Origin of the sequence: Flavobacterium sp. N3904, assembly GCF_025947305.1 — a bacterium.
GTDB lineage: Bacteria > Bacteroidota > Bacteroidia > Flavobacteriales > Flavobacteriaceae > Flavobacterium.
Map to the genome: position 1 here is coordinate 2074968 of NZ_CP110009.1, position 22472 is coordinate 2097439.

24 protein-coding genes are annotated in these 22472 nt (G+C 34.5%); 8 read left to right on the forward strand and 16 right to left on the reverse strand.

Annotation, left to right across the window (positions count from 1 at the left end; translation table 11 throughout):
- Positions 1–22: 22 nt before the first annotated feature.
- Positions 23–1069: an endonuclease/exonuclease/phosphatase family protein gene (locus OLM57_RS08690; protein WP_264566805.1), complete on the forward strand. Its 1047-nt coding sequence runs from the start codon at positions 23–25 to the stop codon at positions 1067–1069.
- Here the strand turns inward: OLM57_RS08690 and OLM57_RS08695 are convergent, their stop codons facing one another.
- From OLM57_RS08695 to dnaA, 11 genes are all read right to left on the reverse strand, one after another.
- On the reverse strand, positions 1070–1702 hold the full coding sequence (locus OLM57_RS08695; RefSeq protein WP_264566806.1) for a WbqC family protein: 633 nt from the start codon (positions 1700–1702) through the stop codon (positions 1070–1072).
- An 88-nt stretch (positions 1703–1790) separates the two neighbouring features.
- A complete protein-coding gene (gene lepB / locus OLM57_RS08700; protein ID WP_264566807.1) occupies positions 1791–3350 on the reverse strand; it encodes a signal peptidase I in 1560 nt (519 codons plus the stop codon).
- A gap of 72 nt (positions 3351–3422) precedes the next feature.
- Positions 3423–4130, reverse strand: coding sequence for a 4-hydroxy-tetrahydrodipicolinate reductase (gene dapB, locus OLM57_RS08705; RefSeq protein ID WP_264566808.1), 708 nt, complete (start codon positions 4128–4130; stop codon positions 3423–3425).
- Positions 4131–4177: 47 nt separating this feature from the next.
- Positions 4178–4738, reverse strand: coding sequence for a DUF5683 domain-containing protein (locus OLM57_RS08710; RefSeq protein ID WP_264566809.1), 561 nt, complete (start codon positions 4736–4738; stop codon positions 4178–4180).
- Complete coding sequence (locus OLM57_RS08715; RefSeq protein WP_264566810.1) at positions 4738–5637, reverse strand: ParB/RepB/Spo0J family partition protein; 900 nt, start codon at positions 5635–5637, stop codon at positions 4738–4740. The genes OLM57_RS08710 and OLM57_RS08715 overlap by 1 nt, the downstream gene beginning before the upstream one ends.
- Positions 5638–5641: 4 nt before the next feature.
- Positions 5642–6409: a ParA family protein gene (locus tag OLM57_RS08720; RefSeq protein WP_264566811.1), complete on the reverse strand. Its 768-nt coding sequence runs from the start codon at positions 6407–6409 to the stop codon at positions 5642–5644.
- 256 nt (positions 6410–6665) lie between these two features.
- Positions 6666–7547 carry an SDR family oxidoreductase gene (locus OLM57_RS08725; protein ID WP_264566812.1) on the reverse strand — a complete coding sequence of 294 codons (882 nt, stop codon included), beginning with the start codon at positions 7545–7547 and terminating at the stop codon, positions 6666–6668.
- A gap of 76 nt (positions 7548–7623) precedes the next feature.
- The gene (locus OLM57_RS08730) at positions 7624–8751 is read right to left on the reverse strand and encodes a methionine aminotransferase (RefSeq protein WP_264566813.1); all 1128 of its coding nucleotides are present in this window, start codon (positions 8749–8751) and stop codon (positions 7624–7626) included.
- Between the two features lie 254 nt (positions 8752–9005).
- Entirely contained in the window at positions 9006–9728 is a 723-nt protein-coding gene (locus OLM57_RS08735; RefSeq protein ID WP_264566814.1) for an SAM-dependent methyltransferase, read from the reverse strand.
- Between the two features lie 105 nt (positions 9729–9833).
- Positions 9834–10301 (reverse strand): low molecular weight protein-tyrosine-phosphatase, encoded by a 468-nt coding sequence (locus OLM57_RS08740; protein ID WP_264566815.1) that lies wholly within the window; start codon positions 10299–10301, stop codon positions 9834–9836.
- 7 nt (positions 10302–10308) lie between these two features.
- The gene (dnaA, locus tag OLM57_RS08745) at positions 10309–11736 is read right to left on the reverse strand and encodes a chromosomal replication initiator protein DnaA (protein WP_264566816.1); all 1428 of its coding nucleotides are present in this window, start codon (positions 11734–11736) and stop codon (positions 10309–10311) included.
- A 185-nt stretch (positions 11737–11921) separates the two neighbouring features.
- Between dnaA and OLM57_RS08750 the strand changes: the two genes are divergently transcribed.
- Positions 11922–12326, forward strand: a complete 405-nt coding sequence (locus tag OLM57_RS08750; protein WP_264566817.1) for an acyl-CoA thioesterase — start codon at positions 11922–11924, stop codon at positions 12324–12326.
- Positions 12327–12356: 30 nt separating this feature from the next.
- Here OLM57_RS08750 and OLM57_RS08755 read toward each other — a convergent pair whose 3' ends face one another.
- From OLM57_RS08755 to ribD, 3 genes are read right to left on the reverse strand one after another with little or no spacing between them, the layout of a single operon-like run.
- A complete protein-coding gene (locus tag OLM57_RS08755; RefSeq protein ID WP_264566818.1) occupies positions 12357–12986 on the reverse strand; it encodes an IMPACT family protein in 630 nt (209 codons plus the stop codon).
- A gap of 12 nt (positions 12987–12998) precedes the next feature.
- Entirely contained in the window at positions 12999–13601 is a 603-nt protein-coding gene (locus tag OLM57_RS08760) for an HAD family hydrolase (protein WP_264566819.1), read from the reverse strand.
- Complete coding sequence (gene ribD / locus OLM57_RS08765; protein ID WP_264566820.1) at positions 13594–14637, reverse strand: bifunctional diaminohydroxyphosphoribosylaminopyrimidine deaminase/5-amino-6-(5-phosphoribosylamino)uracil reductase RibD; 1044 nt, start codon at positions 14635–14637, stop codon at positions 13594–13596. The genes OLM57_RS08760 and ribD overlap by 8 nt, the downstream gene beginning before the upstream one ends.
- 105 nt (positions 14638–14742) lie before the next feature.
- Here ribD and OLM57_RS08770 point away from each other — a divergent pair, with 105 nt between their 5' ends.
- Both OLM57_RS08770 and prmC read left to right on the forward strand, forming a co-directional pair.
- On the forward strand, positions 14743–15234 hold the full coding sequence (locus tag OLM57_RS08770; RefSeq protein WP_264566821.1) for a GNAT family N-acetyltransferase: 492 nt from the start codon (positions 14743–14745) through the stop codon (positions 15232–15234).
- A 15-nt stretch (positions 15235–15249) separates the two neighbouring features.
- Positions 15250–16107 (forward strand): peptide chain release factor N(5)-glutamine methyltransferase, encoded by an 858-nt coding sequence (gene prmC / locus OLM57_RS08775; RefSeq protein WP_264566822.1) that lies wholly within the window; start codon positions 15250–15252, stop codon positions 16105–16107.
- Between the two features lie 85 nt (positions 16108–16192).
- On the opposite strand, the gene OLM57_RS08780 is transcribed toward prmC, so the two are convergent.
- Together OLM57_RS08780 and OLM57_RS08785 are read right to left on the reverse strand one after the other, a co-directional pair.
- The gene (locus tag OLM57_RS08780) at positions 16193–16552 is read right to left on the reverse strand and encodes a four helix bundle protein (RefSeq protein WP_264566823.1); all 360 of its coding nucleotides are present in this window, start codon (positions 16550–16552) and stop codon (positions 16193–16195) included.
- A gap of 155 nt (positions 16553–16707) precedes the next feature.
- Positions 16708–17952: an ABC transporter permease gene (locus tag OLM57_RS08785; protein ID WP_264566824.1), complete on the reverse strand. Its 1245-nt coding sequence runs from the start codon at positions 17950–17952 to the stop codon at positions 16708–16710.
- Between the two features lie 468 nt (positions 17953–18420).
- Here OLM57_RS08785 and hisS point away from each other — a divergent pair, with 468 nt between their 5' ends.
- From hisS to OLM57_RS08805, 4 genes are all read left to right on the forward strand, one after another.
- A complete protein-coding gene (gene hisS / locus OLM57_RS08790) occupies positions 18421–19785 on the forward strand; it encodes a histidine--tRNA ligase (RefSeq protein ID WP_264566825.1) in 1365 nt (454 codons plus the stop codon).
- Between the two features lie 632 nt (positions 19786–20417).
- Entirely contained in the window at positions 20418–20873 is a 456-nt protein-coding gene (locus OLM57_RS08795) for a hypothetical protein (RefSeq protein ID WP_264566826.1), read from the forward strand.
- 1 nt (position 20874) lies between these two features.
- The gene (locus OLM57_RS08800) at positions 20875–21888 is read left to right on the forward strand and encodes a serine/threonine-protein kinase (protein ID WP_264566827.1); all 1014 of its coding nucleotides are present in this window, start codon (positions 20875–20877) and stop codon (positions 21886–21888) included.
- A gap of 80 nt (positions 21889–21968) precedes the next feature.
- The gene (locus tag OLM57_RS08805) at positions 21969–22433 is read left to right on the forward strand and encodes a hypothetical protein (protein WP_264566828.1); all 465 of its coding nucleotides are present in this window, start codon (positions 21969–21971) and stop codon (positions 22431–22433) included.
- The last annotated feature ends 39 nt before the right edge of the window (positions 22434–22472 follow it).

A 22472-nucleotide genomic window follows, 5' to 3' on the forward strand; every position in this document is an offset into this window, starting at 1 on the left:
AAAGTTTTAAACGCATTAAAAAATGAAGAACCTTTCATGGTTTAATAAAGGAATGTTTTTTTTGAATTTAGTGCTTATAGTGCTGACATTCAGTGCGTATTTGCTTCCTTTTCTGTCGCCAAAAATTTTCCCTCTTCTTTCGGTTTTTACTTTATTTATGCCTATATTTTTTTTATTGAATGGGCTCTTTTTTCTGTATTGGGCGATTCAGTTTAAGAAACGCATGATTTTGTCAGGACTGGTTCTTTTAATTGGAATTACTTTTTTCAATAAATTTTATAAATTTTCGTCTAAGGAATTTCAGGAAAGTGATAAAGATTTTACGGTGATGAGCTACAATGTGAGACTGTTTAATGTTTTTAAATGGTTGGATCGTGATGATATTCCTACAGTGATTTTAGAATTTATCAACGAGAAAAATCCGGATATTCTTTGTATTCAGGAATTTTCTAATTCGGGCAATATTGATTTAAAAGTATATCCCTATAAATATGTTTTGATGGAAGGCAACCAAATAAAAACAGGTCAGGCCATTTTTTCTAAATTTCCCATCATAGATCAAGGAAATATTGTTTTTCCTAATTCGAATAATAATGTAGTATTTGCCGACATTAAGAAAGGGAAAGATATTGTCAGAGTGTATAATATGCATTTGCAGTCCATAAAAATATCGCCCGATGTCAATGAAATATCCGAAAACATTGACGTCATTGATCAACAAAAATCAAAGTCACTTATTAGAAGAATTAGTAAGGCTTTCAAGCAACAACAAGAGCAAGCTACTATTTTTCAAGAGCATAAAAAAGATTGTAAATACCCAATTATCATTTGTGGAGACATGAATAATAGTGCATTTTCATATGTGTATCGAAATATAAAGGGAAAACTGAAAGATAGTTTTGAAGAAGCCGGAAAAGGTTTTGGAGCTACTTATAAATTCCGATATTATCCCGCCAGAATCGATTATATTTTTGCTGATGAAACGATGGAAGTCAAACAATTTGAAAGCTTTCCTGAGTTTCAAAATTCCGATCATTATCCTATAATGGCGAAGTTATCGATGAAATAATTATTTTGAATTATTGATTAAAGTTTGATTTTTCAAATACTCCATGGCATATTTTCCTTCATTAAATAATAAATCAAGGACACTCAAATTATTCAGGAAACCATATTTGTCATCAAAAACCTGAGTGTAGTTTTCAAAAATTGAATTGTCTTTTTTTCCGTTTACCAAATAGCGAAAATCTGCAATTTGAGCATTGTCTACTTCATGAAAATACTCAGTTGTGGTGTTGTATTCCAATTTCATACGCAGACATTTGCACACAATTTCTAAAGCTTCAAAATTGAGATCCATCAAAAAAGTATGTTTCTTTTGAAAAATAGGCATTAAATCATCTTCAAAATATTCAAAAAAAGGAGAGCTTCTATAGGCAGCTTCAAGCGATTTGAAGTGCTGTTTTTGCCAGTCAAATTCCGATTCTATTTTAATGTCCTTTGTCTTCTGATGTGTTGCATTGGAATGTTTTATAGGGATATTCAGTAACTGAATTCCGTTTGGGCTGTAGATGTATGTTCTGTTGCGATTGGTTTGTTTCTGAAAATTATCCTCTATTTCAAATGTAATGCTATCCGATTGAGCCATTGCAACAAAATGACTTATGGACGGGAAATAAGAGGGATGTAGTAGTGTTTTCATCTTCGATGGTATTAAAGAAAAAAGTCATAACGTCATTTTATTGACAGTATGACTTTTTTATTTCTAATTGTGATGCAAAGCTATTGAATTATTTTTCTAATTGTTTCGCTTTTCTTTTTTTCCAAAAATATTCCCCAACAAAAAAGGCAGCTAGTGCAATCAAGAAGTATTTAAAATACGATTGCGGTTGTCCTTCCCCGCTTACTGTTGTAAATACTCTGTCCCAACGTATTTTCCCAAGTCCTTTTCCATTAGTATCCCAACTCATCCAAATGAATATTGGTTTTCCTACAATGTGATTTTCAGGAACAAACCCCCAGTAACGGCTATCTTCAGAGTTATGGCGATTGTCTCCCATCATCCAGTAGTAGTTTTGATCAAAAGTATAAGTCGTGGCTACTTTTCCATCAATTCTAATCTCATTACCATTTACTTTCAGGTCTTTTTTCTCGTAATCGGTTATGATGGTTTTATAAAAAGGTAAAGTCTCTAAAGTTAATGCAACTGTTTTTCCTTTTTGAGGAATATATATTGGGCCAAAATTATCACGGTTCCATTTGTTGATGTGTGGGAAAATACCATTTTCTACATTCTTGGATATAATTCGGTTTACAGAAGTGATTCCTGGGACATTTTTTAGTCGCTCCGCTCCAGCAGCAGTCAGTGCGCTAATAAATAAAGTATCTCTTGTTTGTTGGTTTAAGAATCCAGCACCGTCAGTGACATCCATATCCTTCAAAAGGTATTCGAAATCAATAGGTGTTTTATTATCCAAAACAACATTGTATGAAAACTGTGGTTTTGCACGTTCCGGTAAAATTAATTCTTTTCCATTAATGTAAACCAATCCATCTTTTATTGATAAACTATCACCAGGAATACCAACACAACGTTTTACATAGTTTGATTTTTTGTCAACTGGTTTGTCAACTCTTAGTCCAGATTGATCTCTAAATTTGTAAACAGTATCCGCTGGCCAGTTGAAGACAACAATATCGGTACGATTGATGGATTGTAAGGCTGGAAGTCTAAAATAAGGTAATTGAGGCCAATTCAAATATGACTTTTGCTTGGTAAAAGGAATGGTGTCGTGTACCATAGGCATTGCCACGGTTGTCATAGGAACTCTAGCGCCATAATTCATTTTACTTACAAACAAAAAGTCGCCAACCAACAATGATTTTTCCAACGAAGAGGTTGGAATAGTATAAGGTTGTACAAAATAGGTATGAACAATAGTTGCAACAATCACAGCAAAAAGCAATGAACTAATAGTATCCGCCGCTTTATGATCTGGACTTAAATGTCTGTCTGGTTCGTAATTTAAACTTTGGGTATAATTAAGATAAAAGATATAAAATCCAAAAGTTCCAATAACAAGTAGTGTGTCTATAAATGATTTTTTACCGAAACTACGGATGGTTTCTACCCAAATAACGGGAAACATAATCAGGTTAATGATGGGTATAAAAAGTAAAATAGTCCACCAAGTAGGGCGTCCTATAATTTTCATCAAAACAATTGCATTGTAAATAGGAACAGCAGCTTCCCAACGTTTTCTTCCAGCACTTTCGTATAGTTTCCAAGTTCCTAAGAAATGAATAACCTGAACAGCCAAGAAAAATACAAACCAAAGATATAAAGTCATAATTTTGAATTTTAGAAGTTTGAAATTAGAAATTAGATTTTTTATTCAATTTCTAATTATAATTTAAATTTTTTATTTGGAATTTAAGTTAAGTACATCTTTCATGGTATAAACTCCATGTTTTCCGGCAAGCCATTCGGCAGCAATTACAGCACCTAGGGCAAAACCTTCCCTATTATGCGCGGTGTGTTTTATTTCGATTGAATCAACATCAGAATTGTAAGTTACTGTATGCGTTCCTGGAACCGTTCCTACTCTTACAGCTTCAATATGAATTTCATTTTCTTTTGGCGTATCTAATGTCCAATTCGCATAGTTGCTGTTTTCAATAATGCCTTTGGCTAATGAAATAGCAGTTCCGCTCGGTGCATCTAGTTTCTGATCGTGGTGAATCTCTTCCATTTCTACTTTGTAATGGTCGAATTTGGACATGATTTTGGCTAAATATTCATTGAATTCGAAAAATAAATTGACGCCAAGGCTAAAGTTAGAACTGGAGATAAAACCACCATTTTTTTCTTTGCACAAAGCAATCATTTCGTCATAATGTTCAAGCCAACCTGTTGTTCCAGAAACTACGGGAACATTAGCGTTGAAACAGCTGGAAATATTGTTTACTGCTGCTGAAGGAACGCTAAAATCAATAGCGACATCGGCGCTTGAAAGGCCATCGTAAGTATTGAATTCGTCTTTTTTCAAAACGATTTCATGTCCTCTTTCCAGAGCTATTCTTTCGATTACCTGACCCATTTTTCCGTATCCTAAAAGCGCAATTTTCATGTTTTTTTGTATTTTAAATTCTATAACAAACGTATCGATTTTGTATTTTAAAAACGATAATTAAGGGTTAGTCCCAAATTTGATTTTAATGTTACACTATCAGGATTATATTCTGGTCGTAGCGATAAGTTTTGATTGACATTAAACTGTATCAAAGCTGCGTCAACGTTGGCGTCAATAATGTTAAGGATGTAAAAACCAACAATAAATAGTGCCGATAAAGAAGCATTTCGTTGGTAGAATTCTTGAGCCGATATTAATTGTTTGTCCGAAAGATAGTCATAATCAGGATCTGGATTTCCAGCCAGTCTGCTCTTGTAGGCATCTCTGTATTGATTGTATTTTTTGGTATTGTCTATGTATAAATAGGTACTTGTTCCAATAGCACCATAAACTATTGGAATTTTCCAGTATTTTTTATTGTATGCTTGACCTAAACCAGGTAATATAGCCGAATAAAAGGCAGCTTTTGCAGGTGTCAAAGGATCTATGTCGTTTGATTTTACAGTATCTTTTATCTTTAGAATTGCATCGTTATTTGTTTGTGCAAAAACTGCTGCGTTCCCAAAAATGAAAAGGAGTAGAACTATGGAAATGATTTTATTCACTACCCGTTTATTAATTTTAAAATTCTATTAAAATCGGTCTCAGAATCAAATGGAATTGTAATTTTACCTTTACCATTTCCAGCTACTTTTACGTCGATTTTTGTTCCAAAATATTTATTAAAAGTGCTTACTTGCTCATCATCAATTTCAAATGAAGCGGTTTTTGCTGGTAATGCAGGTTTAGGTTTTAAACTTTCGTGATAATTTTTTACCAAAGTTTCTGTTTCTCGAACCGAAAGATTTTGACTGACGATTTTTTGGTAAATATCCGTTTGAACATCATGGTCGTCAATGTTAATGATGGCACGTCCATGTCCCATACTGATGAAGCCATCACGTATTCCTGTTTGAATAATCGGGTCTAATTTTAAAAGTCTTAAATAATTGGCAATAGTAGATCGTTTTTTACCTACTCTTTCACTCATTTGTTCTTGAGTCAATTGAATTTCATCAATTAAGCGTTGATATGAAAGTGCAATTTCTATAGGATCTAAATCATGTCGTTGAATGTTTTCAACCAAGGCCATGATTAAAGATTCGTTATCGTTTGCAATACGAATATAAGCAGGAACGGTCGTAAGTCCAATCAATGTGGATGCACGTAAACGACGTTCTCCAGAAATTAATTGGTATTTATTGAAGTCTAATTTACGAACGGTTATAGGTTGAATAACCCCCAATTCCTTGATGGAGGTGGCTAATTCTCTTAGTGATTCTTCATTAAAATTACTTCGGGGCTGAAACGGATTTATTTCTATAGCATCAATTTCAAGCTCTATAATATTTCCAACCACTTTATCAGCATTTTTATCTTCTACCGATTGAATATCGTTTTCGGGATCTTTTAATAATGCAGATAAACCTCTACCTAAGGCTTGTTTTTTTATTGCTTTTGACATACAACTATTTACTGTTTTTCTTTATAATTTCTTGAGCTAAGTGGATGTAATTAACGGCACCTTTACTGGTTGCATCATAGTTTATAATACTTTCGCCAAAACTAGGTGCTTCGCTCAATTTTACATTTCTTTGAATTACGGTCTCAAAAACCATGTCATTGAAGTGCTTTTGAACTTCTTCAACTACTTGATTGGATAAACGCAATCTGGAATCAAACATGGTCAATAATAGGCCTTCAATGTCTAAATCTGGATTGTGAATTTTTTGAATGCTTTTTATTGTATTCAATAATTTACCCAAACCTTCCAGTGCAAAATATTCGCATTGAATAGGAATAACAACGGAGTCTGCTGCTGTTAAAGCGTTCAAGGTTAATAATCCTAGAGAAGGAGCGCAATCAATAAGAATATAATCGTACTGATCTTTGATGCTGTCTAATGCTTTTTTTAGCATATACTCTCTGTTTTCTTTGTCAACCAATTCGATTTCGATGGCAACAAGATCAATATGTGCAGGAATTACATCAACATTTGGAGCCGAACATTTTATAATAGCCTCCATTGGAGTGTGGCTGTGTTCCAAAATTTGATACGTACCAATTTCAATTGTTTCTACATCAATTCCTAAACCTGACGTGGCATTTGCCTGAGGATCAGCGTCTATTAGTAATACTTTTTTTTCTAAAACACCCAACGAAGCTGCTAGGTTAATAGAAGTAGTAGTCTTTCCAACTCCACCTTTCTGATTCGCAATCGCTATGATTTTGCCCATTTATTTTCTAAATTTTGAACGGTAAAAATACAATTATTTATGGGTTTAGAAAATCTATTTTGTTAACAAAAACAAATAGTTTTTATACTTTCCAATTTATCTTAGCAATACTGTGTATTCTTTGCTTTTTTTAAAATTATTATGCGTAAAAAAAGAGAACTGCATAAATAGTTCTCTTTTTATTGATTTATTATTTAGTGTAATTTCTGATTATTTACGATAGTTGTTGATGTTAATCGGTAAATATCACAGGTAGCTAACTTTTTTTCTTTGCTTTAATCATCATTTCCAATTGATCCCAAAGCTCTTCGGGTATGGCTTCGAGTAAATTGAATTGTCCAGCTCCTTTTAACCATTCACCTCCATCAATAACAATTACTTCACCATTGACATATGCAGAAAAATCTGAAACTAAATAAGCCGCTAAATTGGCCAATTCTTGGTGGTCACCGACGCGTTTCAAAGGTACTTTTTTGGCCAAATCAAATTTTTCGGCTAGATCGCCCGGTAATAAGCGGTCCCAAGCTCCTTTGGTAGGAAATGGTCCAGGCGCAATGGCATTGGTACGAATGCCGTATTTGGCCCATTCTACGGCAAGACTTCTCGTCATAGCCAGTACTCCGGCTTTGGCTGTCGCACTCGGAACAACATAAGCCGAACCTGTCCAGGCATAAGTAGTAACAATATTCAATACACTTGCAGATGTTTGTTTGGTATCTATCCAATGTTTTCCAAAGGCAAGTGTGCAGTTTTTGGATCCTTTCAAAACGATATCAATTACCGTGTCAAAAGCATTGGCCGATAAACGTTCTGTTGGGGAGATGAAATTTCCTGCGGCATTGTTCAATAAAACATCTACTTTTCCGAAGGCTTTCAATACTTCCTGTAACATATTCTCTACCTCTTCGTAATGACGAACGTCACATTGTAACGGTAAACACGTTCCTCCAGTTTCGGCTTCTAATTCTTTGGCGGTATTTTTTAGTTTTTCTAAATCTCTAGAAGTAATGGCAACTTGTGCCCCTAATTCCAGGAAATATTTGGTCATCGCTTTTCCTAAGCCACTTCCGCCTCCTGTAACTACTATTACTTTGCCTTTTAAAGCATCGTCTCTCAACATTTTATCGGTATAACTCATAATTTATTTTTTTTTGGATTGTAAATGTAATAAAATAAAATAGTATGCATGCATAATAAAAATATAAATTCAATTTTTAAATTTTACATAATCTTTTTGTAGCTTCTTCCAAAGTGTGATTGTCTTTGGCGAAGCAAAAACGAATTAATTTTAAATCTTTACCATTTTCATAAAAAGTGGATATTGGAATTGCGGCAACACCATACTCTGTAATTAGACGTTTGCAAAAATCAATATCATTTTCGTTTGAAATGTTGGCATACGAGGCTACTTGAAAATAAGTTCCTTCGCAAGGCATTAATTTGAATCGGCTGTTTTTTAATAATGTTCTGAAATAATCCCTCTTCTCCCGATAGAATGGCCCAATTTTATTGATGCTAACTAAATCCAGATATTCAGAAACAGCTACCTGACAAATGCTATTGACGCTAAACACCAAAAACTGATGGACTTTTTTGATTTCTTTCATCAAATAGTCGGGTGCTACAAGGTAACCTATTTTCCAGCCCGTTACATGAAAAGTTTTCCCAAAAGAAGAAACCATAATGCACCGATCAAGTAATTTGGGTCGACTGTGAGTTGAAATGTGTTTTTGCTCGAAAGTAATGTATTCGTAAACTTCGTCAGAAAGTAAAAGTACATTTGGGTATTTTTCAAGCAGAAATTCAAGATTTTCAAAATCAGATTCATTTAAAATTTTGCCCGTAGGATTGTGTGGATTATTGATGATAATCATTTTGGTTTTCTGAGAAAATGCTTTTTCAATTGTTGTCCAATTGGGTGTATAATCATCATTTAGCGCTACTCGTATTGGTTTTGCTTGGCTTAATAATATTGGAGCTTCGTAACAATCGTAACTTGGATCGAGAATGATAACTTCGTCGTTGGGTTTTAGTATGGCCAGTAATGCAGTGAATATCGCTTGGGTTGCACCGGCTGTAACGAGTATTTCGGTTTCGGGAAGGATATTGCGATTGTAGGATGATTTTACCAATGCTGCAATTTTGACTAACAAAGGTGTGTAACCCGACATGGGTGTGTATTGGTGCACTTCTTCTTTGGCAAGTCTAGAAACAGTCTCGGTCAGTCTTTCGTCAACGGGAAAGTTTGGAAACCCTTGTGAAAGATTGATAGCATTATGTTCTGATGCCATTTTGGACATTACCGTAAAGATACTGGTGGTTACGTTTGGTAATTTACTCATGTAATAAATGAATTTATTTTCAGGAGTATAAAAGTAGTTTTTTTAAGCTGATTTTTTCTTTTTTTGAAGGAATGATGTTCGGGTAAAATAAATATTCCGAGAAAATAAATATTCTTGCGAGCTGTGTGAGGGATAGACGCTGGCTACCAAAGTAGCGCAAATAGCCCGACCGCATAAGAGAAAGGGGCAGAATGATCGGTTTGAAAAGTTTGCCCCTTTTTCTTATGGGGTCACACCCAAATTCTTTTGTATTGTTACATTTTATGAATGATAAAAATAGTAGGACGATTGTGTAAATCGACTGTTTCTTTTTTCCAGGCTACAGCTCTTTTGGTTTTGATATATTCTGTTGGGAGTGTGATATCGGTGGCGATGCAGAGGTAGGTTTCTGGGTTTATGGCTTGTAAAATGTCTTCCAACATTTTGTTGTTTCGGTAAGGTGTTTCTATGAAAATTTGTGACTGATTTTTGTCTGAAGATAGTTTTTCAAGCGTTTTAAGAGCGGTTTTCTTTTCTCCTTTATCAATGGGTAAATAGCCGTTGAAGGTAAAACTTTGACCGTTCATTCCCGATGCCATCATGGCTAATAGGATAGAGGATGGACCAACAAGTGGTACAACCTGAATGCCTTTTTCGTGTGCTAATTTTACAATTACAGCGCCCGGATCGGCTACTCCGGGGCAACCGGCTTCGCTCATCAATCCCATATTTTTGCCTTCCAAAAGTGGCTTTATGAATTCTTGATGATCTTTGGCTTCGGTGTATTTATTGAGAACGAAAAGTTTTAATTCAGATTGTTTTTTCTCGGGATTGGTCAGTTTAATAGACTTTCGAGCTGTTTTGTCATTTTCAACAACATAATAATCAATTAATTCAACGCATCTTTTAATGGTTTGCGGTAATACGTCCATTGGGTCGCAATCGCCCATAGTTGTTGGAATTAAATATAGTTTTCCAAGAAGCGGTGCTGATTTCATAGGATTGACTTTCTGTTTTAGAAATAAAATATTTGTTATTAACTTTTACCAAATGGTTTTGGTTACTATTATTGTAGGTAAAGTTATGGAAACTTAGACTTTTTCTTAGGGATGTTTTGCAATCAAGTTTTGGGCAATGATATCACAAGCTTCGTTGAGCATTTCGTAAACCATATCAAAACCATTTGATACACCGTAGTATGGGTCTGGGACGTCTACGTTTTCACCAGGAAAGATGGCGTCTAGAATGAGTTGTACTTTTTGTTTTTGGGTTTCGTTTTGAGCAAGGTGAATGACATCTCTGTAATTACTGTTGTCCATTACAAAAACGTAATCAAAAGTATCGAAGTCAGATCTTTCAAATTGTCTCCCCTTTTGATTGGCAATATTTAAACCGTTTTTTTGGGCAGTGGCAATAGAGCGGTTGTCTGGACCGCGACCAACATGCCAAGAACCAGTTCCTGCAGAATCTACAGTAAATTTGTCATTAGGGAGTTTGGAGGCCAATATTCCTTCTGCTAGTGGAGAACGACAGATATTACCCAAACAAACCATTAATATTTTGACAGGCATAATGCTTTTATAGCGTTAATTTTGAATTAATATCCTCGACGTATTTTTTGAATTGTTTGTCGGTTGCTACTAAATTGTCTACAGTTTTGCAAGCATGTAATACAGTGGCATGATCGCGGTCTCCAATCTGTGAACCGATATTGGCCAAGGAAGCTTTAGTGAATTTTTTGGCAAAAAACATGGCCAATTGTCTTGCTTGAACTACGTGTCTTTTTCTGGTTTTGGATTGCAAGGTTTCTAAATCCAATTGAAAATAATCGGAGACAATTTTTTGAATGTAATCGATTGAGATTTCTCTTTTTACATTTTTCACAAATTTCTCTACTACACTTTTAGCCAGCTCGATAGTTACTTCTTTTTTGTTGAAAGAAGATTGAGCAATTAATGAAATGATAGCGCCTTCTAATTCGCGAACATTTGATTTAATGTTGCGAGCTACATATTCTATTATTTCGTTTGGAATTTCAACTCCGTCACGATACAAAATGTTTTTTAGTATAGATATTCTCGTTTCATAATCGGGTTGGTGCAACTCGGCAGACAATCCCCATTTGAAACGGGACAATAACCGCTGTTCAATATCTTGCATATCAACAGGAGCCTTGTCTGAGGTCAAGATAACCTGTTTTCCATTTTGGTGCAAATAATTAAAAATGTGAAAAAATACATCTTGTGTTCCTGATTTTCCGGAAAGGAATTGAACATCATCAATGATTAAAACATCTATTAATTGGTAAAAATGGATGAAATCATTTCTGTTGTTTTTCTTTACGGAGTCAATATATTGTTGGGTGAAAATTTCAGCAGATATATACAAAACCGTTTTTTCGGGATATTTGTCTTTGATCTCAACACCAATAGCATGAGCTAAGTGTGTTTTTCCCAACCCGACACCGCCAAAAATCAATAACGGATTGAATGAAGTTCCTCCAGGTTTGTTGGCAACAGCCATACCCGCTGAACGGGCTAATCTATTGGAGTCTCCTTCAAGGAAATTATCAAAACTATAATTGGCATTCAATTGGGACTCGATTTTTAAATTTCGAATACCAGGAATAACAAAAGGATTTTTTAATTCGGGATTAAGGTTTTTAAAAGGGGCATCAACCTCTTGGGGTTTCATTGGTCCTCTATTGGCACTTGGCAATTGTTCCGTAAACGGTTGTTTGTTGCCATAAGTATTCTCCATTTTGATTTTATAGAGTAACTTTGCATTTTTACCAAGTTCTTTGGTTAGGGCTACTTTTAACAATTTTACATAGTGTTCTTCTAGCCATTCGTAGAAAAATTTACTAGGTACTTGAATATATAATGCATTATCGGTAAGTTCAACTGATTTAATTGGTTCAAACCAAGTTTTATAAGCTTGATCCTGAATGTTGTCCTTTATGAAGGACAAACAGTTTTCCCATACTGATTGTGCAGTCTTGTTCATATATCTAGTTAAAATTATTTTTATTATAGTAATTATTGTCTTACAAAAAGAATAGGTGTAAAATTCTTTTTTCGGGATAACAAATATGTGAACAATTATCTGTAAAAAAAAATATTTTGGGTTATAATTTTTGAAAATATTGTTGTAAGGGGCATTTTAAAATTTAAATTTTTAAAACATAATTAATGAAAGATCATCAAATTCAAGTACGTGTTCGTTACTCTGAAACAGACCAAATGGGCGTTGTTTACCACGGAAATTACATACCCTATTTTGAGATAGGAAGAGTCGAATGGCTTAGAAACAAAGGGATTTCATATAAAAGTATGGAAGAAAGCGGGATTGCGTTGCCAATTGTCAATATGAATATCAATTACAAAAAATCGGCCCGGTATGATGAGTTGTTAACGGTGCATACCGTTTTCAAAAGTCAGACGTCTGTGAAGATCGAATTTGATTGTGCAATTTATAATGAAGCCAAAGAGTTATTAACAACTGCTCAATTTTTATTGGTTTTTGTGTCCTTAAAAACAGGCAAACCTATTGCTCCTCCAGATTACATTTTGGAACTACTAAAAACTTTTGAGTAATCATTAGAAAGAGTTCTTTTTAATGAGAATTTATAGTTTTATTATGTCAATTTCAAACAATGAATTAAAAGTGTCGAATATCATTTTGGCATTTTTTTTTCTACTTTTTACTATAATTTTGCCAATTGGCAAATTGGTTTCTTCATTTATTTCCATTTCTTGAGAAGTAATGTCCAATTTTTTTTCTTTGATCACTCGCATCACTTTATTCATGTTTTTGTAATCAAATGAAATCTGAAAAGGAATGTCAATTGTTTTTTCGATAATTTCACAAGATTCCAAAGTAATTTGTGCCGAAGTTTTGTATGCCGAAATCAATCCGCCAACGCCTAATTTTATTCCGCCGTAAATTCGAACAACTACGATAAGGATATTGGTAAGTCCAAAGGATTGTATTTGGCCGTAAATTGGAGCTCCTGCTGTATTGCTTGGTTCTCCGTCATCATTTGCTCTATATTGGATAGTTTCTGTTCCTATTTGATAGGCGTAACAATAGTGAACGGCGTGAGGATGTTGTTTTTTTAAAATTTCGATAATGGGTTTTACTTCTTCCTCTGATTCGATTGGGAAAGCATAGCCAAAGAATTTGCTACTTTTTTCCTTGAATAAAGATTCTTCAGAGGGAAAAGCAATGGTGTTGTAAGTGTCTTTAATTTCCAAAAGGGGATTCTTCTAAATTATTTTTTTATCAAACAAATCAACCACATCTTCTTCGCCTACCTGTAAATTCCAAACAGGAAGTCCAAGTGACAATGCAGCATCTGTATTCTCTTTTTTGTCATCAATAAATAAAGTGTGTTTGGCTTGCAGTCCATTTTGATCCAGTACGAAATTGAAAACTTCTGGATTGGGTTTTCTCATACCAATTTCAAAAGAAAAATATACTTTTTCAAAACATTGATAAAAATCACTATAAAATGTAGTACCCGTTTTTTGTTCGAAAGTATTAATATGAATGGCATCTGTATTGCTCAATAAAAACAGACGGTATTTTTTGGAAAGCATTTGAAGAAATTCCAATCGATACAGTGGGAAGTCCAGAAGTATTGCATTCCATGCTTTCGAAATATCTTCGATTGAAGCATTGTTGGTGTGTTTTTGAATCCCGAACAAAAAATCATCTTCCGAAATGGAACCTACTTCATACTGTAAATTCAATTGGTCTAAATCTTCATTCCATTGGGTTACACCAAGATTTTTTAAACCATCCATAGTTGCTTGCTTATCTAAATTGATAAACACATCTCCAAAATCAAAAATAATAGCATTAATCATGGTTTCTGATAATTAAGAATTCATCGGTGTCAATTGTATATTTTTCGAAATTTGTTTTTGAAATTAATGGAGCATTAATTCCTTTTCCAAAAATCATTTTTCCTGAAAAAACTCGAGCTTCGTCCCAAAGATTCTCATCGATAAAGGTTTGTAAGGTTTGGAGTCCACCTTCAATTATAACCGATTGAATGTTGTACTTGTAAAGCGAATCAACAATTTGTTTTGCTATATTTAGTTCAAAATCAATCACTTCAAAGGTAGTGTTTTCTTCGGAGACTGCGTTTTTAGATTTTGTAAAGACAATCGTTTTGATTTGATTGTCAAAAATTGAACTGTCTTCTGGAATTCTATTATTTTGATCTAAAACTATCCGTACGGGACTGTTTCCAGACCAATCTCTTGCATTCAGTTTGGGATTGTCGTCAATAACTGTTTGTGTGCCTACCAGAATAGCTTGTTCCTCGGTTCGCCATTTATGAACCAATTGTCTGGAATACGTATTGGTAATCCAAACTGGTTTTTTCTCCAATTTTTCAAGAGGAGCAATAAAACCGTCTTGACTTTGTGCCCATTTTAAAATAATATAAGGTCTTTGCTTTTGGTGAAAAGTAAAAAATCGTTTGTTGAGTTCGTTGCATTCATCTTCAAGAATTCCAATTGTAACATGAATGCCTGCTTCTATTAATTTTTTGATGCCATTTCCCGCTACTTTAATATTGGGATCAACAGTGCCAATAACGACGTTTGGAATTTTATTTTTTATAATCAAATCACAGCAAGGAGGTGTTTTTCCAAAATGGCTACACGGTTCCAGACTCACGTAGATAGTAGCTTTTTTTAGCAATGATTTGTCTTGTACCGAGTTTACTGCATTGACTTCGGCATGTGGTTCTCCTGATTTTTTGTGCCAGCCTTCGCCTATGATTTTGCCTTCATAAACAATCACGCTTCCAACCATAGGATTGGGATAGGTCGTTCCTAGTCCGTTTTTGGCCAATTGTATGCAACGGCCCATGTATTTTTCATGTATTTTCACTTTGCAAAAGTAGTAATTTTGGGATTAGGATTTAGTTTCAAAACTTAGGATGTTTTCCCATTTACAATGGCTATTTTTGTGACGTTGAATAAATAATAAAGTTTTATGAATAATTGGGTTATTAGAAAAATACAAAAAGAAGACAATCCGGCGGTCGCGCAATTAATCAGAGATGTTTTTGATGAGTTGAATATTCCAAAAGTAGGAACAGCTTATGAAGATCCTTATCTTGATATGATGTTTGAAGAATACAATAAACCGCGATCTGTTTATTATGTAGTCGAAAGTGAAGGTAAAATTGTCGGTGGAGCGGGCGTTGCACCACTCGCAAATGAAGCTGTCATTTATTGCGAACTGCAAAAAATGTATTTTCTTCCTGAAACCCGCGGAAAAGGAATCGGTAGTCAAATGATGGAGCAATGTTTGCAAAGTGCCAGAGATTTTGGTTATGAAAAATGTTATCTGGAAACGATGCCTTTTATGCATGATGCCCAAAAGTTGTATAGAAAAGTTGGTTTCGAAAATATTTGTTCACCAATGGGAAGTACAGGTCATACGAGTTGTCCGGTTTGGATGCTGAAAGATTTAGCGCTTTAGTAAGAAAAAAACAACATGAAAATAAAAGAATACAGAACTCAATTTATTGAAGCGCTTACTTCGATGTATGGTGAAGGCGAAGCGGAGAGTTTTTTCTATTTGATACTGGAAGAAAAACAACAATTGAAAAGAATCGATTTGGCTTTGCAGCCGGATTTGGTATTTTCTGAATCAGCAATTGAGGTTTGGAATTCTATTTTGGAACAATTGAAATTGGAAATTCCGATTCAGTATTTGTTAGGCAAAACAAGTTTTTATGGATTGGATTTTGAAGTCAACGAAAACGTTTTGATTCCGAGGCCAGAAACAGAGGAACTGGTGGATTGGATTATTAACAGTCAAAAGTCAAAAATCAAAAGTCAAAATTTAAGGATTTTAGACATAGGGACAGGAAGCGGATGCATCGCTATTTCGTTGGCTAAGAATCTCCCTAATGCTGAGGTTTTTGCCATTGATATTTCTGAAAAAGCATTGGCAACTGCCCAAAAAAATGCAACTCTAAACGAAGTAAACATTACTTTTATAGAACAAAATATTCTTGAAACATTGGATTTAAAACAGGAGTTTGATATTATTGTTTCAAACCCGCCGTATGTTCGGAATCTGGAAAAAGAGGAAATCAAAAAAAATGTTTTGGAACACGAACCTCATTTGGCTCTTTTTGTGGAGGACAATGATGCCTTGATTTTTTATAGAAAAATAGCCGATTTGGCTCAAAAAAACCTCTCGAATTCCGGACAACTGTATTTTGAAATCAACCAATATTTGGGTCAGGAAATGGTTGAATTATTGGAAGGAATGGATTTTAAAAATATTGAATTGAGAAAGGATATTTACGGGAATGATAGAATGATGAGGACAGGTTTCAGATAGCAGATGGCAGAACGCAGAATTATTGCAGGTTTCAGAAGGCAGAATTTAGTTGGCAGATTGCTGAGAAGGTAGGGAACAGATTTTGTTAATTAAATTTATCAGGATTGGTCATCATATAATTTAATAATTTCCCAACTTCAAGACTTTTTGAAGTTAAATTGTCAAAAACTTCTTGATTGATATATTCACAGGCAAGTGCATATTCCAGCCAAGATTGGGTTTCTGAGTTTTCGGCATCACTATCTGTTAGTTTGGAAATAAAATGATTCACATATCTTCTTTTTCTGGTAGCTTCGGCAATATTTACCGAAACACTTCTTGAAGAACGCCTAATTTGGTCTGTTAACGAGTATTTCTCTTCTGTTGGAAAAGTTTTCGAAATATGAAAAACAGACATTCCGAACTCAAATGATTTCTTATAAGCTAACAAATCTTGAAATCTCATTGTTATTATTTAAAAAGCTAAGTTATTTAATTATCCTGTAATCTGAATTCTGCTATCTGCATTCTGAAACCTGCGTTCTGAAACCTGCGTTCTGAAACGTGCGTTCTGCAATTTGCAATCTTAATTCTGCGTTCTGCCACCTGCAATCTGAATTCTTATTCATAACGCAGCGCCTCAATAGGATCCATATTGGCTGATTTTAAGGCGGGATACAAGCCAGAAACAAGTGCCACCAAAAAGCTAACAACAAACGCTGCTATCATGGCTCCCCACGGAATTACAAAATCAAAGTCCATAACTTTAGAAAACCCAAAACCGATCAATATCCCAAAAATAATACCAACAAAACCACCTAGTTGTCCAATTAGTAAGGTTTCTATAAAAAACTGAAAGGCGATAGTTGATTTTTTTGCTCCCAATGCTTTTCGAACACCAATTTCTCGGGTACGCTCCGTTACCGAAAAAATCATAATATTCATCAGTGCGATAGACGATCCCAGGATGGTAATTATCCCGATGAGCCATGCTGCAAGTCCAAGATATTTGGTGATGCCAAGAATTCTGTTGATCAAATCGTCGCTTCGTACTATGGCAAAATTATTGTCTTTTACAGGGCTTAATTTTCGTATTCTACGCATGTTGCTATTGGCATTGTCAATGGCTTGATCCAGAAGTTCTTTTTTACTGACCATGACGCTCAAAGTGTAGTTGATGTTCGGTGCCGTAAATAAGGAACGGGCCACTTGTATCGGAATCAAAACCCTTAAATCCTGGCTGTTTCCAAAGGTCGAGCCTTTCTCTTTTAGTACACCAATGACTTTAAATTTGGCACCTCGTATCGAAAGCGTTTTGCCAATTGGGTTGACATCTTTCAGGAGTCCTTTTTCAAAATCAGAACCCACCACACAGGAGTAGGTATTGTTGTCGATGTCAAATTTGGTAAAATTTCTGCCTGAACTGGTTTCGAGCCCCGAATTGGTCAAAAAATGCTCATCAACGCCCAGAACACTTATTTCGGGATCTGTTTTGGTAGCTTCGTATTTTACTTCGGCAGTTCCCGTAGCTGTAAATGACAGCGAGGTTTCGGTAAATGGGTAATTGTATTTGTTCTTAAAAGCCATTGCCTCGGGATAGGAAATAATAGGATTTATGATTTCGCGTTCCCCGCCGCCACGTCTTCGAGAGGTGTTTTCGTATTGATTAATGTTGAAAGTATTGGCTCCCATTGAAGCAAAATTGGAAGATAAAGTATTTTCCAGTGCAGCCACAAGGGTCAGGATTGCAACCAGCGCCGTTATACCAATGGCAATAATCATTACGGTTAAAATGGTTCTTAGCAATTGAGTTCGGATAGAACCAAATGCGATTCGGATATTTTCTTTGAATAGTTTTAGCATCATGCGTTATTTGACACGAAAATACACTTTTTGTTACAATTATGATTTGAGAAATTTGGTTAAATAGTTGTAAGGAGCTATTTCCAGCGGTTGACTCCTTTATTAACCGCAAAGGCCGCAAAGGTTTTGTTGCTTTGTCTATAATTCCGCAAGGAACGCTAAGCTTTGCGAACCTTGCGTTTTTCAAGAGAGCCAATATCTTAGCGCTCCTTGCGGTTAAATTTATTATAGGAATCCCTTGCAGTTAGTCTCTATTTGAAAAAGTCATAAATCAACTTTCTTGAAAACAGGATTAAAGAAGCATTAAATTAAATCACAAATTTTTCAAACGGAATTATTTTAAAAGTAAGATATTTGCAGTGAGAATTAGGAATTTTAAATTACGAATTACGAGTTACGAATTATGGTTTTGAGTAAATCGCTTTTTTTGAAGTTTAAAATCCGTAATTTGTAATTTAAAATTCATAATTGATGAAACCGAGTATTCCAAAAGGAACCAGAGATTTTTCACCTGCTGAGGTGGCAAAAAGACAATACATTATCCAAATCATAAAAAGCAATTTCGAAAAATTTGGATTCCAACCTATAGAAACCCCTTCATTCGAGAACTCCGATACCTTAATGGGGAAATACGGAGAAGAAGGCGACCGATTGATTTTCAAGATATTAAATTCAGGTGATTTTTTGGCAAAAGCCAATGCAACTCATATAGAAAATAAAGACAGCACCCGATTAACATCAAGCATTTCCGAGAAAGCCTTGCGTTATGACTTAACCGTGCCGTTTGCGCGTTATGTAGTGCAACACCAAAACGAAATTGAATTCCCTTTTAAAAGATACCAAATTCAACCAGTTTGGCGTGCCGATCGTCCGCAGAAAGGGCGTTTCAGAGAATTTTTTCAATGTGATGCCGATGTGGTTGGGTCGAAATCCTTGTGGCAAGAAGTAGATTTGGTGCAATTGTACGATTCTGTTTTTACCGCTTTGGGATTGGCAGGCGTTACCATAAAAATCAATAACCGAAAAATACTTTCCGGAATTGCCGAAGTCATTGGCGCATCGGATAAATTGATTGACTTTACAGTTGCTTTAGACAAACTCGACAAAATAGGCGAGGACGGCGTAAAGAAAGAAATGATTGAAAAAGGAATTGCCGAAGAAGCGATTGTCAAAGTACAGCCGTTATTCAATTTTACAGGAACCATCTCTGAGAAAATCGAAAAACTGTCGGCTTTACTTTCTTCATCAACCGAAGGAATGAAAGGAGTGGAGGAGCTTCGTTTTATCTGCGATAATGTTATTAATCTAGGATTGTCAACAGCTAGTTTGGATTTGGACGTGACATTGGCCAGAGGACTGAATTATTATACAGGAGCCATTTTTGAAGTAGCTGCTCCCAAAACAGTTGCAATGGGTTCCATCGGTGGCGGTGGTCGTTACGATGATTTGACCGGTATTTTTGGATTAAAAAATATGAGTGGAGTTGGAATTTCTTTTGGACTAGACCGAATTTATTTGGTGGTCGAAGAGTTAGGATTGTTCCCGGAAGCGGTAACATCGACTTCACGAGCTTTGTTTCTCAACTACGGTGAGGCAGCAGCTTTCTATTCGATGAAAGCCATCAAGGAATTACGCGCTGATGGAATAAAAGTAGAATTGTATCCTGATAATGCCAAAGTGGCAAAACAATTTCAACACGCTGATAAGCGATTTATTCGGTATGCAGTAATCGTAGGCGAAGAAGAAATGAATGGTAATCAATATAGTTTGAAAGATTTGGTTTCTGGAGAGCAGAAAAAAGTCAGCTTAGATGAGCTGAAGGCCATTTTAAAATAAAGAAAATTAAAAGCTGAAACAAGCGATTGTTGAATAGGTAATGCTATTCGCAATCGCTTTTTTTGTTGGTTGTATTTCCAAGAGTTAGGACCATAATTGGTATTAAACTTTATTTCACAGAGAAACGCGAAGAATTCACAAAGTTTCACGAAGCTTTTTAACTCAATCCAAAGAATCCTCCCTGCTTTCTGCTTTCTGCTTTCTGCCCTCTGCCTTCTACTTTCTGCCTTCTACTTTCTGCTCTCTGCACTACGATAACGTGCTTTCATGACAAGTAAACCTAGCTTTATGACAAGTCATGGTCGCTGGATGCTAAGTTCACGTATCTTTATGACAAGTCTGCGTAGCTTAATGCTAAGCAGGCTTACTAAAAAGGAAAGCACAGCTAGCGGGAACAGTAATGCAGTAACTCACATTTTTGGCAGATCATTTTGTTTTTTATACTAATTACGGGAAACCGTATAGAATAGTAAAAATGGCTTTGTAAGTTTGAGACTAACAGTAATAAACGAAATGAACTTTTGACTGAGCTAATCAGTTTTGGGTGTATAGACGCTTTATTGTAGTGGGCATATACAATTTGTAGCCATTGTGACAGAAAATCGTAGAAAACAATAACTAAAAATAACCAAATGAAAATTATAGGATTTAACTTTACAATGAATGACTTTCGTTATTGTGTCCTTGATGGAATTTCTAATCCGCCAACAATAATTGAAAAAAACAAGATTGTCTATCCAAACAATATGGATACATCTGATTTAATGGAATGGTTTGAAACACAATTATCACTTATAATTGATAAACATCAACCAAATAAAATTTCACATAAAATTTCATTAACTCTAACTAAATTAGACCAAATTAGAAATTCTTGTTATCCTCAAGCGATTTTGAATTTACTTGCAAAAAAGAAAAATATTCCAATAAATAGTTATTCAAGTCCTGCAATAAATGCAACAAAATTTGGACAACCAAAGAAAACAGACGTTTATTCTCATATCGATGGAATTATAGGCAGTAATCCTCCATATTGGGACAAAGCAACAAAAGATGCAGTTTTAGTTGCTTGGTTTAATTTATTGTAATATGATAGGAACTACATTAGATAAATTTCAAGTTGTTGACCATTTAGGTAATGGTGCATTTGGACACGTATATTTGTGTTATGACCCGTATTTACAAAAAGAAATTGCAGTAAAAGTAATTAAAGTTCCAAATCCAGAAAATTTTGTAAATGCTGTAAAAGAAGGCCAAACTTTAGATTTATGCAGACATAAACACATTGTTGATGTTAAAGATGTAAGAGCAACTATGTATAATGGCGAAGCAGTTGTAATAATTGTAATGGAATATCTATCTAAAGGCTCAATTCAAAAACATATTGAAAAACGGTTTATTTCAGTTAAAGAAAGTTGCAAAATAATACAACAAAGTCTTTTAGGACTTGAACAAGCACACAATAATAATGTTTTACACAGAGATGTGAAACCAGGAAATATAATGTTCGGAGATAATGGCGAAGCAAAACTTTCAGATTTTGGATTAGCGATAAATTATCATTCTGACCCAAGTGATGTTTTGGGTTACAGACCACATCAGCCTTTGGAAGTTATTGAAGGAAATCCAATGGATAAATTAAGTGATATTTATGCAACAGGCATTACTCTTTACAGATTGTTGAACAACACAAACAAACTTCCTTTTACATTTAGTAGCAAAGAAGAGTGGCTTAAAGCAGTTAAAAAAGACTTATTTCCGCCAAGACAATATTTACCAAATATTCCTGAAAAAGTAATCAAATTATTAAATAAATCTATCCACAAAAACAGAGGAACTCGATTTCAAAATTGTACTGAATTTAGACAAGCAATTGAAAAATTAAATTTTCAAATTGATTGGGTTTATGTTGATGATGACAATTGGATTGGTCAAAATAATGGGATAAATTATTCAATTCATAAATTTAAGAAAAGAACAGGTTGGGTTATAGATTTTAAAAAAAATGGAGTCCGTAAAACTGAAAACTGTTTCATTAATTTACCCGACGATTTTGTAGAGATTGAATTTTTCAAAATAATAAGGGAAACATCATTAAATTGAAATGACAAAACAACGAACTTCTTTTGGCGCGATAACGATAGCGACACCTGCTACAAAAATAAGAACTTAAAAAACAATTTATGAGAGAATGGATAAATGATAGATTTGATACAAATTTTACTGAAGTAGATTTATCAAGTGTTAAAGATTTTTCTTTGATTTGGAATGTTTTTGAAAATGTGGTTTGCCAAAATAATTTTTCAATTGTCCGTACTGAAGAAGGTATAGAAAATAGGGTAATTGATTCAGCTGAATTCAATAGCTATTTACAATATTTTCAAAATAGATATGTTTCAAACGGTACATTTACTAATCGCTTTCAATATTTACATTTTAGAGCTAACAATCATCGAAATCTTGTTGAAGAAGTATTACTTGGAAACAACACAAACAATAACGATATAATATTAGCATTAGTAATAATTGTATATCGATATAGAAATAATCTTTTTCATGGAATAAAAAGAATCCAAGAAATTGATCAACAAAGAGAAAATTTCGAAAATGCAAATGGAGTCTTAAAAACTTTATTAAATCATTTCTAGCAAAAAAGGCAACGGCCAACACCTACTACAACGAATTTG

What these genes read in the sequence shown, in the direction of transcription:
- OLM57_RS08770 (WP_264566821.1), top strand. Translation starts at nt 14,743, where the DNA reads ATGAATAATTGGGTTATTAGAAAAATACAAAAAGAAGACAATCCGGCG.
- OLM57_RS08690 (WP_264566805.1), top strand. Translation starts at nt 23, where the DNA reads ATGAAGAACCTTTCATGGTTTAATAAAGGAATGTTTTTTTTGAATTTA.
- OLM57_RS08805 (WP_264566828.1), top strand. Translation starts at nt 21,969, where the DNA reads ATGAGAGAATGGATAAATGATAGATTTGATACAAATTTTACTGAAGTA.
- OLM57_RS08760 (WP_264566819.1), bottom strand. Translation starts at nt 13,601, where the DNA reads ATGATTAATGCTATTATTTTTGATTTTGGAGATGTGTTTATCAATTTA.
- OLM57_RS08730 (WP_264566813.1), bottom strand. Translation starts at nt 8,751, where the DNA reads ATGAGTAAATTACCAAACGTAACCACCAGTATCTTTACGGTAATGTCC.
- OLM57_RS08695 (WP_264566806.1), bottom strand. Translation starts at nt 1,702, where the DNA reads ATGAAAACACTACTACATCCCTCTTATTTCCCGTCCATAAGTCATTTT.
- OLM57_RS08735 (WP_264566814.1), bottom strand. Translation starts at nt 9,728, where the DNA reads ATGAAATCAGCACCGCTTCTTGGAAAACTATATTTAATTCCAACAACT.
- OLM57_RS08800 (WP_264566827.1), top strand. Translation starts at nt 20,875, where the DNA reads ATGATAGGAACTACATTAGATAAATTTCAAGTTGTTGACCATTTAGGT.
- OLM57_RS08785 (WP_264566824.1), bottom strand. Translation starts at nt 17,952, where the DNA reads ATGATGCTAAAACTATTCAAAGAAAATATCCGAATCGCATTTGGTTCT.
- OLM57_RS08725 (WP_264566812.1), bottom strand. Translation starts at nt 7,547, where the DNA reads ATGAGTTATACCGATAAAATGTTGAGAGACGATGCTTTAAAAGGCAAA.
- OLM57_RS08795 (WP_264566826.1), top strand. Translation starts at nt 20,418, where the DNA reads ATGAAAATTATAGGATTTAACTTTACAATGAATGACTTTCGTTATTGT.
- dnaA (WP_264566816.1), bottom strand. Translation starts at nt 11,736, where the DNA reads ATGAACAAGACTGCACAATCAGTATGGGAAAACTGTTTGTCCTTCATA.
- OLM57_RS08720 (WP_264566811.1), bottom strand. Translation starts at nt 6,409, where the DNA reads ATGGGCAAAATCATAGCGATTGCGAATCAGAAAGGTGGAGTTGGAAAG.
- OLM57_RS08750 (WP_264566817.1), top strand. Translation starts at nt 11,922, where the DNA reads ATGAAAGATCATCAAATTCAAGTACGTGTTCGTTACTCTGAAACAGAC.
- OLM57_RS08780 (WP_264566823.1), bottom strand. Translation starts at nt 16,552, where the DNA reads ATGAGATTTCAAGATTTGTTAGCTTATAAGAAATCATTTGAGTTCGGA.
- OLM57_RS08715 (WP_264566810.1), bottom strand. Translation starts at nt 5,637, where the DNA reads ATGTCAAAAGCAATAAAAAAACAAGCCTTAGGTAGAGGTTTATCTGCA.
- dapB (WP_264566808.1), bottom strand. Translation starts at nt 4,130, where the DNA reads ATGAAAATTGCGCTTTTAGGATACGGAAAAATGGGTCAGGTAATCGAA.
- hisS (WP_264566825.1), top strand. Translation starts at nt 18,421, where the DNA reads ATGAAACCGAGTATTCCAAAAGGAACCAGAGATTTTTCACCTGCTGAG.
- prmC (WP_264566822.1), top strand. Translation starts at nt 15,250, where the DNA reads ATGAAAATAAAAGAATACAGAACTCAATTTATTGAAGCGCTTACTTCG.
- lepB (WP_264566807.1), bottom strand. Translation starts at nt 3,350, where the DNA reads ATGACTTTATATCTTTGGTTTGTATTTTTCTTGGCTGTTCAGGTTATT.
- OLM57_RS08740 (WP_264566815.1), bottom strand. Translation starts at nt 10,301, where the DNA reads ATGCCTGTCAAAATATTAATGGTTTGTTTGGGTAATATCTGTCGTTCT.